Source organism: Comamonas sp. FG99 (genome assembly GCF_057808605.1).
Map to the genome: position 1 here is coordinate 90,532 of NZ_JBMDII010000003.1, position 13,385 is coordinate 103,916.

At 69.1% G+C, this 13,385-nt stretch carries 14 protein-coding genes; 4 read left to right on the forward strand and 10 right to left on the reverse strand.

Annotated elements, in window-relative coordinates; all coding sequences use genetic code 11:
• Window positions 1-6: 6 nt before the first annotated feature.
• The 4 genes from ACODRX_RS03155 to ACODRX_RS03170 all read left to right on the forward strand — a co-directional run bounded on the left by ACODRX_RS03155 (window position 7) and on the right by ACODRX_RS03170 (window position 7,168).
• Complete coding sequence (locus ACODRX_RS03155; protein ID WP_488869590.1) at window positions 7-1,197, forward strand: ATP-binding protein; 1,191 nt, start codon at window positions 7-9, stop codon at window positions 1,195-1,197.
• 113 nt (window positions 1,198-1,310) lie between these two features.
• The gene (locus ACODRX_RS03160) at window positions 1,311-2,528 is read left to right on the forward strand and encodes an efflux RND transporter periplasmic adaptor subunit (protein ID WP_488869591.1); all 1,218 of its coding nucleotides are present in this window, start codon (window positions 1,311-1,313) and stop codon (window positions 2,526-2,528) included.
• A 22-nt stretch (window positions 2,529-2,550) separates the two neighbouring features.
• On the forward strand, window positions 2,551-5,736 hold the full coding sequence (locus ACODRX_RS03165) for an efflux RND transporter permease subunit (RefSeq protein WP_488869592.1): 3,186 nt from the start codon (window positions 2,551-2,553) through the stop codon (window positions 5,734-5,736).
• A 40-nt stretch (window positions 5,737-5,776) separates the two neighbouring features.
• The gene (locus tag ACODRX_RS03170; protein WP_488869593.1) at window positions 5,777-7,168 is read left to right on the forward strand and encodes an efflux transporter outer membrane subunit; all 1,392 of its coding nucleotides are present in this window, start codon (window positions 5,777-5,779) and stop codon (window positions 7,166-7,168) included.
• Here the strand turns inward: ACODRX_RS03170 and ACODRX_RS03175 are convergent.
• The 10 genes from ACODRX_RS03175 to ACODRX_RS03220 all read right to left on the reverse strand — a co-directional run bounded on the left by ACODRX_RS03175 (window position 7,160) and on the right by ACODRX_RS03220 (window position 13,327).
• Entirely contained in the window at window positions 7,160-7,993 is an 834-nt protein-coding gene (locus ACODRX_RS03175; RefSeq protein WP_488869594.1) for a ChbG/HpnK family deacetylase, read from the reverse strand. The genes ACODRX_RS03170 and ACODRX_RS03175 overlap by 9 nt on opposite strands.
• A gap of 8 nt (window positions 7,994-8,001) precedes the next feature.
• Window positions 8,002-8,421 carry a type II toxin-antitoxin system VapC family toxin gene (locus ACODRX_RS03180; RefSeq protein ID WP_488869595.1) on the reverse strand — a complete coding sequence of 140 codons (420 nt, stop codon included), beginning with the start codon at window positions 8,419-8,421 and terminating at the stop codon, window positions 8,002-8,004.
• Complete coding sequence (locus ACODRX_RS03185) at window positions 8,418-8,645, reverse strand: FitA-like ribbon-helix-helix domain-containing protein (protein ID WP_488869596.1); 228 nt, start codon at window positions 8,643-8,645, stop codon at window positions 8,418-8,420. Before ACODRX_RS03185 ends, ACODRX_RS03180 begins: the two co-directional genes overlap by 4 nt.
• A gap of 53 nt (window positions 8,646-8,698) precedes the next feature.
• Window positions 8,699-9,235: an RNA polymerase sigma factor gene (locus ACODRX_RS03190; protein ID WP_488869597.1), complete on the reverse strand. Its 537-nt coding sequence runs from the start codon at window positions 9,233-9,235 to the stop codon at window positions 8,699-8,701.
• Window positions 9,225-9,437 (reverse strand): YgaP-like transmembrane domain, encoded by a 213-nt coding sequence (locus ACODRX_RS03195; RefSeq protein WP_488869598.1) that lies wholly within the window; start codon window positions 9,435-9,437, stop codon window positions 9,225-9,227. Before ACODRX_RS03195 ends, ACODRX_RS03190 begins: the two co-directional genes overlap by 11 nt.
• A 67-nt stretch (window positions 9,438-9,504) precedes the next feature.
• Window positions 9,505-9,921, reverse strand: a complete 417-nt coding sequence (locus ACODRX_RS03200) for a type II toxin-antitoxin system VapC family toxin (RefSeq protein ID WP_488869599.1) — start codon at window positions 9,919-9,921, stop codon at window positions 9,505-9,507.
• A gap of 8 nt (window positions 9,922-9,929) precedes the next feature.
• Window positions 9,930-10,196 carry a type II toxin-antitoxin system Phd/YefM family antitoxin gene (locus tag ACODRX_RS03205; protein WP_488869600.1) on the reverse strand — a complete coding sequence of 89 codons (267 nt, stop codon included), beginning with the start codon at window positions 10,194-10,196 and terminating at the stop codon, window positions 9,930-9,932.
• A 79-nt stretch (window positions 10,197-10,275) separates the two neighbouring features.
• Window positions 10,276-10,710, reverse strand: a complete 435-nt coding sequence (locus tag ACODRX_RS03210) for a GtrA family protein (protein WP_488869601.1) — start codon at window positions 10,708-10,710, stop codon at window positions 10,276-10,278.
• A complete protein-coding gene (locus ACODRX_RS03215) occupies window positions 10,694-11,698 on the reverse strand; it encodes a glycosyltransferase family 2 protein (RefSeq protein WP_488869602.1) in 1,005 nt (334 codons plus the stop codon). The genes ACODRX_RS03210 and ACODRX_RS03215 overlap by 17 nt, the downstream gene beginning before the upstream one ends.
• Before the next feature lie 15 nt (window positions 11,699-11,713).
• Window positions 11,714-13,327: a glycosyltransferase family 39 protein gene (locus ACODRX_RS03220; RefSeq protein WP_488869603.1), complete on the reverse strand. Its 1,614-nt coding sequence runs from the start codon at window positions 13,325-13,327 to the stop codon at window positions 11,714-11,716.
• Between the last annotated feature and the right edge of the window lie 58 nt (window positions 13,328-13,385).

Below are 13,385 nucleotides of genomic sequence, written 5' to 3' on the forward strand. Positions count from 1 at the left end.
CCTGCCATGGATGCAGTGAGAAACCCGTTCGCTCCAGGGGCGGGATCGCAGCCGCCCGAACTGGCAGGCCGCCAGCGCATTCTCGATGAGGCGCAGGTGGCATTGCGCCGAGTCATCCAGGGCAGGAACAGCCAGTCCCAGATGCTGCTGGGCTTGCGCGGTGTCGGCAAGACGGTGCTGCTGAACAAAATCGAGGGCTTTGCCGAAGAGGCGGGGTATCTGACCTCATTCATCGAGGCGCCGGAAAATCGCCCCTTGCCGCAGCTGCTGTACCCGCGGTTGCACCAGGTATTGCGCAAGCTGTCTATCGGCGAACTTGCCAAGGCGAAGGTGGTTGCCGCGCTGCGGGCACTCAAATCGTTTGCCGCCGCCTTCAAGGTGACGGTGGGAGACGTCTCCATCGCCTATGAGCCTGAGCAGGGCATTGCAGACAGTGGCAACTTGAGCGACGACCTGGTGGAGCTGTTTGTGCTGGTGGGCGAGGCGGCAAAGGCAGCGGGCAAGGGGTGGGCGCTGCTGATCGATGAAGTCCAGTATCTGTCCGAGCGTGATTTGTCGGCGTTGATCGTGGCGCTGCATCGGGTCAATCAAAAGAGCCTGCCCATCGTATTCTTCGGCGCGGGCCTGCCGCAATTGGCGGCAATGGCGGGAGACGCCAAATCCTACGCGGAACGCCTGTTCACCTATCCGGTGGTGGATGCGCTCGACACCGGGTCCGCCGCGCAGGCCATCCGTCAGCCGGTCGAAGACGAGGCGGAGTGCATCGACGAGGATGCGGTGGCCGCAATCGTCGCCACCACCAAGGGATATCCGTATTTCCTGCAGGAATGGGGGTTCCAGGCGTGGAACCATGCTCAGGGGGAGCGCATCACCAGCATGGATGTGCGCGGTGCGACCGTGGCGGCATTGCGCCGTCTCGACGATGGCTTTTTCAATGTGCGCCTGGAGCGGCTGACGCCCAAGGAGCGCGAGTATGTCTATGCCATGGCGAGCCTGGGCTGCGGTCCGTATCGTTCGAACGATGTAGCCCATTGCCTGGGGGAAACCAACCAGAGCCTGGGACCGTGCCGAGCCAAGATCATCAGCAAGGGGATGATCTACAGTCCTGCCCATGGCGACATCGCTTTCACCGTGCCGATGTTCGATGATTTCCTGCGGCGAAATTTTGCCGATCACCGATTGTTCCAGTCCCTGTAGTCCAGAAAACGGCGCGGAGGTCGTAATAAAGCCCGCATAAAGCTTTTGTGCCTACATTGGCGAGCCGTATCGACATGCACGGGAAAGATGGGCAGATGACGGCGGCAAGTCCAATGACAGAGGGGCCATACGGCCGGCGGGGCATGGCCTGGGCGGCGCTGGCCGCGGCGGGCGTGCTGGCGGCCGGTGGCTGGTGGTATGCGCGGCAGGCGCACGAAGCACCGGCGGCCGAGGAGGCGCCCGCGGTCGCGGGGCGGGTGCAGGCGGACGTGGTGCGCGTGGCGCCCGAGCAGCTGGCGGCCTTCGACGTGGGCACGCTGCAAGAGCGCAGCTTCGCCAACCTGCAGCGCACCCTGGGCGTGATCGATTTCAACCAGGACCGCACCGTGCGCGTCTTTGCCGCGCAGCAGGGCCGCGTGGCCCAGGTGCTGGTGAAGGCGGGCGACGAGGTGCGCAAGGGGCAGGCGCTGTTCACCGTGGCGGTGTCCGATGCCTCGCAGGCCGCATCCGCGCTGATCTCGGCCGCCGCCACGCTGCACGCGGCGAATGCCACCCTCAGGCGCGCCGAGGCGCTGGCGCAGGACAGCAGCATCCCGCAGAAGGAATACCAGCAGGCGCAGGCCGAGCAGCAGACGGCCCAGGCCGCCTACGATGCCGCGCGCCAGAACCTGCGCCTGCTCGATCTGGGCGAGGCCGACATCGCCCGCATCGAGCGCGAGCGCAAGGTCGGCATCGAGGTGGCGGTCAAGAGCCCGATCGCCGGGCGGGTGGTGGCGCGCGCGGCGCAGCCGGGGCTGCTGGTGCAGCCGGGCAACGATCCGGCGCCGGTCACCGTGTCGGACACCGGCGCGCTGTGGATGGTGGCCAACGTGCCCGAGTCCGAGTTCCGCTACTACCGCCCGGGCCAGCCGGTCGAGGTGCGGGTGGCGGCCTGGCCGGGCAAGGTGTTCGCCGGCAAGGTGGCGCATGTGGGCGACAGCATCGATGCCGACAGCCGGCGCATTCCGGTGCGGGCCGAGATCGCCGATCCGCAGCACCTGCTGCGGCCGCAGATGACGGCGGAGTTCAGCACCACCGTCGCCGCGCCCGAGCAGGGCATTGCCGCGCCGGCCGAGGCGGTGGTGCGCCGCGGCGACGGCGCCGACGTGGTGTGGGTGGCCTCGGGCAAGGATGCCCGGGGGCCGCTGTTCACGCAGCGCCGCGTGGTGCGCGGCAAGGCCGATGGCGGCTGGGTCGAGCTGGTCCAGGGCCTGGCGGCCGGCGACCAGGTCGCCCGGCGCAACGCGCTCTTTCTGAGCAGCCTGTACGAAACCGACGCGCAGCCGCAATAGCCGCCGTCCAGGAGAGTCCACCGTGTTTCGTCCGCTGCTGGCCTTCGTGCTGTCGCGCAGGCCCATTGTTCTGCTGGCCCTTTTGGCCTTCATGGGCCTGGGCGTGCTCGCCTTCATGAAGCTGAATGTCGAGGCCTATCCCAACCCGGCGCCGGTGATCCTGGAGATCACCGCGCAGGCGCCCGGCCAGTCGGCCGAGGAGATGGAGCGCTACTACACCCGGCCGATGGAGATCGGCCTGGCGACCACGCCGGGGGTGGAGAACATCCGCTCCACCTCGTTCTACGGCCTGTCCTTCGTGCGCGTGACCTTCAAGTACGGCACCGACTACTACTTCGCGCTGGCCCAGGTGGCCAACAACCTGCAGGCCAATGTCGAGCTGCCCGGCGGCGTGCAGCCGCAGATCCAGGCCTCCAGCCTGGTGGGCGAGATCCTGCGCTACCAGGTCAAGGGCCCGTCCACCTACAGCCTGACGCAGCTGCGCACGCTGCAGGACTGGGTGATCGAGAAGCGCTTGCTCACCGTGCCCGGCGTGGTGCAGGTCGTCACCTGGGGCGGCACCACCAAGGAATACCATGTCGAGGCCGATCCGCGCCGGCTGGAGGCGCACGGCATCACGCTCAAGGCGCTGGTCGATGCCATAGGCAACGCCAACCTCAACGTGGGCGGGCGCTCCGTCAGCCTGGGCGACCAGTCGGTCAACATCCGCGGGCTGGGCCTGGTGCGCGACCTCAAGGACGTCGCCGACATCGTGGTCGGCAGCCGGGGCGGGCTGCCGATCCAGGTCAAGGACGTGGCCACCATCTCCGAAGGCAGCATGCCGCGCCTGGGCGAGGCCGGGCGCGACGGGCAGGACGACGTGGTGACCGGCGTCGTCATCATGAACCGCACGCTGCACACCAGCGACGTGATCAAGCGCGTGGCGGCCGAGGTCAAGAAGATCAATGCCGACGGCACGCTGCCGCAGGGCGTGCAGGTGCAGCCCTACTACGACCGCGCGGTGCTGGTGGGCGTGACCACCCATACCGTGCTGCACAACCTGCTCTTCGGCTGCCTGCTGGTGTTCCTGATCCAGTGGGTGTTCCTGGGCGATTTGCGCAGCGCGGTGATCGTCAGCGTCAACATCCCGTTCGCGCTGTTCTTCAGCATCATGATGCTGGTGCTCACCGACGAGTCGGCCAACCTGCTGTCGCTGGGGGCGGTGGACTTCGGCATCATCGTCGATGCGGCGGTGATCCTGGTGGAGAACGTGTTCCGCAACTTCCAGCGGCCCACGCCGCTGCGCGCCGCGATGCTGCGCGACATGGCGCGCGGGCCCGACGGCGCGCGCACCAATCCGTCGCAGGGCTGGACCTCGCGGCTGCGCATGATCTACCTGAGCGCCACCCAGGTGGACAGCTCGGTGCTGTTCTCCACCTGCATCACCATCGCCGCCTTCACGCCGCTGTTCGCGATGCAGGGCGTGGAAGGCCAGATCTTCGGCCCCATGGCACGCACCTATGGCTATGCGCTGGCCGGTGCGCTGATCGCCACCTTCACCATCACCCCGGTGCTGGCCAGCTACCTGCTGCCGGCCAGGGTCGAGGAAAAAGAGACCTTCGCGGTGCGCGCCATCCACCGTGTCTACGAGCCGGCGCTGGCCTGGGTGCTGCGCAACACCCGCCTGGTGCTGGCCTTCAGCGTGCTGGCGCTGGCGGCGGGCGGCTTCATGGCGATGCGCCTGGGCAGCGAATTCCTGCCGGCGCTGGAGGAGGGCAACCTGTGGATACGCGCGTCGATGCCGGCCACCATCTCGCTGGAGGCCGGGCACGACAAGACCAACCGCATGCGCCAGATCATCAAGGAGTATCCCGAGATCATCACCGTGGTGTCGCAGCACGGGCGGCCCGACGACGGCAGCGACGCCTCGGGCTTCAACAACGTCGAGCTGTTCGCGCCGCTGCGGCCGTTCGAGCAATGGCGCCCCGGCATGACCAAGGAGCGCCTGGTGGGCGAGCTGCAGCGCAGGTTCGAGGCCGAGTTTCCCGGCGTCAGCTTCAACTTCTCGCAGTACATCCAGGACAACGTGCAGGAAGGCCTGTCGGGCGTGAAGGGCGCGAACTCGGTGAAGATCATCGGCCCCGACCTGGCCGTGCTGGAAAAGCTGGCCGAGAAGGTGCAGGACGTGATGTCGCGCATCGACGGCGTGGCCGACCTCGGGGTGTTCCACATCCTGGGCCAGCCCAACATGAACATCCAGATCAACCGCGAGCGCGCCGCCCGCTATGGCCTGAATACGGGCGACGTGGCCAGCGCCATCCAGACCGCCATGGCCGGTGCCCTGGCTACCCAGGTGCTGGAGGGCGACAAGCGGTTCTCGCTCACCGTGCGTTTTGCCGAAAGCAGCCGCTCGTCGCCCGAGGACGTGCGCCGCATGCGCGTGGGCTACACCACCGCGGCCGGCGCGACCTCGTTCATCCCGCTGGCCGACATCGCCGACATCTCGCTCGATACCGGCGCCACCTACATCTACCGCGAGAGCAACGAGCGCTACATCCCGATCAAGTTCTCGGCGCGCGGGCGCGACCTGGGCAGCACCGTGAGCGAGGTGCAAAGGCGCATCGCCGAGCAGGTGGCGCTGCCGCAGGGCTACCGCATCATCTACGCGGGCGAGTTCGAGGCGCTGCAGCAGGCCAAGGGCCGCATGCTGGTCGCCATTCCCGTGGCGGTGGCGCTGATCGTGGCGCTGCTGTACGCGCTGTTCAACAACTTCAGCTTCTGCCTGCTGACGCTGGTGTCGGTGCCCTTCACCGTGATCGGCGGCCTGGCGGCGCTGTACCTCACCGGCCAGGTGCTGAGCATCTCGGCGGTGATCGGCTTCATCTCGCTGCTGGGCGTGTCGGTGATGGACGGCATCCTGATCCTGGGCTACTACCAGAACCTGCGCCGCCATGGCTACGACCCCGTGCGGGCCATGCACGACGCCTACAGCGGGCGCATGCGGCCGCTGCTGATGACCGCGCTGTCGGCCTGCATCGGCCTGCTGCCCGCGGCGCTGTCGCACAGCATCGGCAGCGAGGTGCAGCGGCCGCTGGCCACCGTGGTGGTCGGCGGCATGCTGATCGGGCCGGTATTCCTGCTGCTGGTGGTGCCCGCGATCCGGCTGGCGGTGCTGCGCCGCATGACATTGGGCGCCGGGCGCCGGGGCCTGGGAGGCAAGCGTGCATAGGAAAAATCAGCGTTTCAAAGGGTCTGCCCTGGCCGCCGTGATGGCCATTTCACTGGCCTTGGCCGGCTGCGCGGCCGGCCCCGAGCATGTGCCCCCCGCCGCGCCGGTGGCGGCAGCGCTCACCCGCGAGCCGCTGTCCGTGACCGGCAGCGATGCCACCGTGCAGCGCGACTGGTGGCGGGCCTTCGGCTCGCCCGAGCTCGACGCCTGGATCGGCGAGGCGCTGGCCGCCAGCCCCACCATCGAGGCCGCGCGCGCCACGCTGCGCGCGGCGCACGAAAACGTGGTGGCCCAGCGCGGCTACTTCTATCCCACGGTGCAGCTGGGCTACAACCCCTCGCGCCAGAACACCGGCAAGTCCATGTCGGCGCCGCTGAACAACGGCGACTCGCTCTACACCTACCACACCGCGCAGCTCAGCGTGTCGTACACGGCCGACCTCTTTGGCGGCAACCGCCGCCAGCTCGAGGGGCTGGCCGCGGCCGAAGACGGCCAGCGCCTGCAGCTGCAGGCCGCGCGGCTCGCGCTGGCCGGCAACCTGGCCGGCGCGGTGCTGCAATCCGCCATGCTGCGGGAGCAGGGCGCGCTGGTGGAAGAGGCCATCGAGGTCGCCCTGCAGCAGCTGGCCCACATGCGCAAGCTGCAGGCCAACGGCTATGCCAGCGGGCTTGACTTGGCCACCCAGCAGACCCTGCTGCTGCAATTGCAGCAGACCCTGCCGCCGCTGCACAAGGAGCTGCAGCAGACCCGCAACCTGGTGGCGGTGCTGATGGGGCGCACGCCCGACCAGGCGCCGCCGGTGCCGGCCCTGTCGTCCTTCAAGGTGCCGGTGCTGCCGCAGGCGGTGGCCTCGGCGCTGCTGGCGCAGCGGCCCGACATCCGGCTGGCGGAAACCGCGGTGCGCCAGGCCAATGCCGCGGTGGGCGTGGCCGCGGCCGGGCGGCTGCCGCAGCTGTCCATCACCGCGATGTTCGGCGGCGGGGCCACCGCGCTGCCGCAGATGTTCTCGTCGGGCAACCTGGTCTGGTCGCTGGGCGCGGGGCTGGTGCAGCCGCTGTTCTCGGGGGGCACGCTCAGCGCCCGCCAGCGCGCCGCCGAGGCCGAATGGCAGGCCGCCGGCGCGCAGTACAAGGGCACGGTGCTGTCGGCCTTCCAGGATGTGGCCAACGCGCTGTACGCGCTCGATGCCGACACCAAGGCGCTGGCCATGGCGCAAGGCAGCGAGGCCGCCAGCCGCCAGACCCTGGGTTTCACCTCGGCGCAGCTGCGCGCAGGCTATGCATCGCGCCCGTCGGAGCTGGCCGCGCGCCAGTCGTGGCTGCAGGCGCGGGCGGCAACCGTCGCGGCGCAAGGCGCCTGGTTCGGCGATGCCGTGGCCCTGTACCAGGCGCTGGGCGGCGGCGTGCTGCAGGGCGGCGAGGCCCTAATTTGATGTGCGCATCAGCCGCAGGATCGCCGCCGCATCCTGGGTGATCGCGCAGCCGCGCGACTGCAGCAGTGCGCCGAATTCGGGGCTGCGCAGGTATTCATACTCCACCGGCCGCTGCGCGCCGATCGCATCGCCTTGCACCACCGCATTGGCGGGGTGGCACATCAGCAGGCTGCCTGGGCCGCAGGCCCGCAGCCAGGCATCCATGTGGCGGCCATAGGCTGGCGGCGTGGGCGCGTCGAAGCCGTACACGCCGCCGAAGCCCCGGTTGCGGGCCAGGCCGCGGCGGCCCAGCTGGCGGGCCAGCGACCAGCCGCCCAGCGCGGCAATCACCGCGGCCTTGGCGCTCCAGACCAGGCGGCCCGCGGGCGCGGTCGAGCGTACCCACAGCGGCGGCGCGGCGCCATAGCGGCGCTGCAGCTCCTGCAGCAGCGCGGCGCGCACCGCCGGCAGCTGGTGCACATGCTGGTGGCCGTCGATGAAATCGGGCGGCGTGCCCAGCGCGTCCTCGAAGGCGTCGAGCTGCGCGCGCCATTGCGCCTGCAGCCAGGCGCGCTCCAGCCTGGCGCCATAGGCCTGCGCAATGCGCGCGCCTATGCCGGTGGATGGCTGCCGGCCGAAGCCTTCGGTCAGGTTGAAATGCAGGCCCACCGCGAGCCTGGGCCGCAGCGCGGGCAGCAGGCGGGCGGCCTCGCGCCAGCGCGGCGCGGTGCTCATGCAGCTGGTGGCGGACAGGCGGCCTGCGTTCGCCAATGCCTGCACCGCCGCATCGACGGCTGGGTGCAGCGCGAAGTCGTCGGCGCACAGGATGATCGGTTGGAGAGCCATGGCTTGGGTCAGTGCGTGGCCGTGTCCCAGGGATTCACGGTGGGGATGGGCAGGAAGTCGAAGTCGGCCACATTGCGCGTGGCCAGGCTTGCGCCGCGGGCGGCGCAGATGGCGGCGATCATGCCGTCTTCCACGCTCAGGCCCCGGCCCTGCGTTTTTGCCTGCTCCTGCAGGGCGGCATAGATCCGGGCGGCCGTCTCGTCGTAGGGCAGCGTCACCGCCCAGCGCAGCAGCACCTGTTCGATGGCTGCCAGCAAGCCGGTGCGGCGCCTGCCGTGGGGCAGCAGATGCACGCCGGTGAGCAGTTCGCCAATGGTGACCGAGGTGACGGCAAAAGGCTGGCCGCACCGCTGCAGCCATTGCATGACGGCAGGCGATGGCTGGGTGCGCACGGTTTCGGAAACGACATTGGTATCCAGGACGATCATGGCCGCTCGACGCCCCGGGGTTGCGAGCGCTCCGGTACCGGCAGCGGATCGCCGCGCAAGGACTGCGTGGCCGCAACCCACCGGGGCCACCATGCGCGGCCGCGCACGGCCGCGGACAGGATCTCGCGCACCTCGGCCTCCATCGAGCGGCCGCTGGACTCGGCCTGGGCCTTCAGCCCCTGGTAGACATCTTCTTCCAGCTGGCGGACGGTAACTGTGGGCATGGCGAAACCTCCCAAGGGATATGTGTGCTGTCAAGATGCTAGCACATGCGGCCTCACCCGCCATCGGCCCGGTAGCCGCCCGCCAGCAGCTGTTCGCGCATCAGGGCGCGGGCGCGGTGCAGGCGGCTTTTGACCGCCGCCACCGAAATGCCCAGGTGGGCCGCGGCCTCGGGCGCGGACAGCTCCTCGATGTCGCGCAGGATCAGGATCTCGCGGTAGTGCGGCGCCAGCCTGGCCATGGCCGCGGCCAGGTCCTGGCGCAGCTGCTGGGGGGCCGGCGCGGCCTGCAAGGCGTCTTCCAGCGCCTGCGGCAGCGGCTCGGTCTTTTTGCGCCACGAGAACAGCCGGTAGCATTCGCGCTCGACGACGCGAAACATCCAGGCGGCCAGCGCCGACAGCTTGCGCAGGCCGCCGATCTTGCTGCGCAGTATCCACAGCGCCTCCTGAACCGCGTCTTCCGCATCCTCGCTGCTCGCGCAGCTGCGGCGGGCAAAGCGCCTGAGGTCCGGCTGCATCGCGGCCAGCAGCTGGTCGAGCGCGCAGGCATCGCCGCCCAGGGCGGCCTGCGCCAGCTGGGCATCAACGCCCATGGGGCCCGAGCCGGCGGCCGAACAGGGCGCACATCGGGCAAAAGCCGACGCAGCCGGTGGCGGCGAACGCGGCGCCGCCCGCCGCTGCCAGCCATTGGTAGAGCGGGGCCAGCGGCAAGGTAAAAGCGCCGATGGCGGCGGCCAGGCCGGCGAGCACGCGCAGCGCGCGCTCCCACGACGGAAGGTTCTTCTGGAAAAACATGTCACTCCTTGTACGCTTGCAGGAAAAAGCTCCTGCATGACAAGAGGCTGCCAGCGCCGCAAAGGATTCAGAAATTCAGCGCCATGCAAATGGATTGAACACATCCAGGCCCAATGCCTTGAAGGTCCACCGCGTTGCGCGTTGCCACGGTCAAGCCGTGGACCTGTGCGGTCGCAGCAATCATGGAATCTTCGTACAGCGTGTCAGACTGCCGGTGCATCAACCTGGCCCAGCGCCGGAAGATGGCCGCATCCATGGGCAGCACGTTGCCCGCGCTGGCAAGCATGTCCAGCCAAGCTTCGATTTCCGCCGCCTTGGCGGCATCCTGCTGTCGAGTCAGTTCGATGCCGGCCTGTATTTCGCCGATGGTCACCGCGCTGATAAACACCTGTGCATCGTCTACCGATTCCAGCCATGCCACCACGCCGCCGTGCGGCCTGGGTTTGCGCAGCTCGGAGACGACGTTGGTGTCGAGCAGGTACATGCCTGTCGTCACAGCGCCGGAAGATGGCGGCGCCTGGCGCGGCCGCGAGGCGGAATGGCTGGCTCCAGCGCATCCGCAGGCCGCGCCTGGTTCGACAGCAGCAGCTGCTTGAGCGTGGGGCCGGCGCTGGCCTGCAGGCGCCGCCACTCCTGCACCGAAACGAGCACGGCGGCTTCGGCGCCTCGCCGTGTCAGCATTTGCGGGCCTTCGGCGAGGCAGGCGTCCACGAATTCACTGAAGCGCGCCTGCGCATCCTGAACAGGCCATGTGTGCATGGTCGATCGCCTTCTGACTGGTTGGATAGCCGGCCGGTTTGGGCGGTGGCAGTGGAAATGTCAATGCATGGCCACGGCCTCACGCCTGCACCCTGGCAAAGGCCCAGAACTTGGCGGCCACGAAGGTCAGCACCGAGACGATCAGCAGCACCGCCACCAGGCTCCAGAAATAGTGCAGGTGCAGTACCTGCAGGGCCACGATATAGAGCAGCTCGTTGACCGCGAACGAGGCGCAGGACACCGCGAAGAAGCGTGGGATCGCCTGCAGGTGCGGTGTTTGGTGCCGGGCGAAGGTGAGCAGCGCATGCCCCGAGTAGCTTACGCAGAACGCCACCAGGAAGGCCAGCACGTTGGCCAGCAGCGGCTGCCAGTGCAGGCCCTGCACCAGCGCGGCCACCACCAGCAGGTGGGTGGCGGCGGCGCAGCCGCCCACGCCCAGGAACTGCAGCGGCTGCGGCAGGCGCTGCAGCAGCGCGAGCGCGCGCAGGGGCAGGGAATCAGCGTGCAGGCTCATGCGGCTCGGGCGGCAAAGGGGGCAGGGGGCTGTGGTTGTCGTCCTCGGCCACCACGTAGACCGGCCGGCGCTTGACCTCGGCATAGATGCGGCCGATGTATTCGCCCAGGATGCCTATGGACAGCAGCTGCACGCCCGAGAACAGCATCAGTCCGGCGGCCAGCGTGGGCCAGCCGTCGACCGGGTTGTCGTTGAGCAGGTAGTCGACCGCGATGAAGATGCCATAGCTGATGGCCGACAGCGAGATGGCCGCGCCGACCGCGCTCCAGATCTGCAGCGGCAGCGTGGTGAACGAGGTCAGGCCCTGCATGGCCAGCTTGGCCAGCCGGTGCAGGTTGAAGGTGGAGGTGCCGCTCTTGCGCACATCGGGCACGAAGGGCAGGGCCACCGACTGGAAGCCCACCCAGGCGTACAGCCCCTTCATGAAGCGGTTGCGCTCGGGCAGGCGCTTGAGCGCATCGACCACCTTGCGGTCCATCAGCCGGAAGTCGCCGGCATTGGCGGGGATCTGCACCGCGTTGTCGTGGTTCATCAGCCGGTAGAACAGGCCGGTGCCCCAGCGCTTGGCCAGACCTTCGCCGGCGCGGTCGGCGATCACGCCATAGACCATGTCGTAGCCCGACTGCCACAGCCGCACCATCTCGGGCACCAGCGACAGCGGGTGCTGGAAGTCCGAGTCGATCAGCAGCACCGCATTGCCGCGCGCATGCTCGATGCCGGCGGACAGCGCGGCCTCCTTGCCGAAGTTGCGCGACAGCTTCAGGAAACGCATCGGGAAGCGGGGCGCGAGCCGCTGCGCGATGGCGGCGGTGGCGTCCTTGCTGCCGTCGTCGACCAGCACGATCTCGCATTCCGCGGCCAGCGGCGCGATGGCCGCATGCAGCGCATGCAGAAAGTCCTCGAGGTGGCCGGCCTCGTTGTAGGCGGGCACCACGCAGCTCAGTACCAGGCGCTCGCGACCCGGCAGGGGGGCGGTCAGTGGGGGCATGGTGGGGTTCTCCGCTCAGCGGCCCTGCGCGGGCAGATACTCGAAAATCGCATACACATAGGATTTGGGATGCGGAAAGCGCCAGTCCACCGGCTTGTGCACCTTGATCAGCACCGGCCCGCTGGCCTGCCCCTGGCGCGCCTGCCAGGCGGCGGCGGCGTCTTCGCAGGCGGCGGCGGGCGGGGGCGACTGGCCGTCGCCGCCCACCGGGCCGCGGCCGCACAGCAGCAGGCCACCCTGGCGCGCCCAGTCCGGGTAGTCATACATCCTGGCCTCGGGGCTGTCGGGCATGCCCGGCAGGGTGCGCACCGCAGGATCGCCGTAGAAGGCCACCAGCGCGTTCTGGGCCCAGTCGCCGCCCACCCAGCGCAGCGGCACATCGGGATGCGCGCGCTGCCAGTGCGCCAGCACCGCATGCGCCGCGGCCTCGTTGGGGCGGTAGTAGTCGCTGTCGGAGTTGGCGATTTCGCGGCGCATCTGCGCCGCGCCCAGCACCACCACCAGGGCCAGCGCCGGCCAGAAGCCGCGCGCCAGGCTGCGCAGCGCCCGCTCGGTCGCCGCCGGGTGGGCGGCATCCAGGTTGCGCAGCCACAGCAGGCTGAAGGCAAAGCCGATGGGAATGGCCCATGGGATCGACAGCGTGACCACGCTGGACAGGCCAAACAGCAGCATGCCCAGCCAGGTGGACATGGCCAGCCAGAACAGCGTGTCGCGCCAGCCCTGGCAGCGCCAGCTAGTGGCCATGGCGCGCCGCCAGCGGGTCAACCAGCTGGCGCTGCCGCCAGGGTCCGCACGGCCCTGCCAGGCATAGACGCCGGTCACCGCCAGCCAGCCCGGCAGCCAGTACAGCACCGGCGAGACCACGAAGCGGGCGATGTGCCGCCATTCCACCCGGCCGTCGCCCTGGTCGGCGGCGTAGCTCAGCGTGATCCAGCCGTGCTGCGCCACCCAGGCCAGATGCGGCGCCAGCGCGGCGGCAAAGGCGATCAGCGCCAGGTAGGGCCGTGGCGTGCGCAGCCACTGCCGGCCCTGCGGCGTGAGCAGCGTGGGCAGCAGAAAGCCGGCCAGGAACACGCCGCTGACATATTTGCTGAGCATGCAGGCCGCGGCCAGCAGGCCGAGCACCACGCTGGCCAGCGCGCCGCGCCAGCGCTGCTCCTGCATGCTGGCGAGCAGCAGGCCCGCGGTCCAGGGCCACAGCGACAGCAGCTGCGAATTCGCGTTGAACTTGCCCGCCAGCGTGGTGTAGGGAAAGCTCCACAGCAGCAGCAGCACCGCCACCGGCGCAAAGCGCTGCATGCCCAGCCGGCGGGCCAGGTAGGCCACGCCCAGCAGGCCCACGGCCACGTTCGCATACGACAGCGCGCGGTACGAGGCGTCATTGATCGGGAACAGCGCAAACCACAGGCCCGTGGTCCACGAGAGGAACGGCGGGTGCTTGTGCGTGCCCCAGCCGAACGACTGCGACCATGCATAGTTCTCCAGCATGTCGAAATAGCCGTCGAGGTTGCCGTTGGCAAGCCAGCCCATCACGGTCCACACGGCGGCGGACACGGCAATCCACAGCCACAGCTGGCGCTGGGGGCTGGCCTGCCGGGGCAGGGCTTGGTCAAAGGAAACGGCAGTCAAGGCAATGCATTGGTATCGGGAAGTAGCGCGTTATTGTAGGGAGCCCAGCTGAAAACAA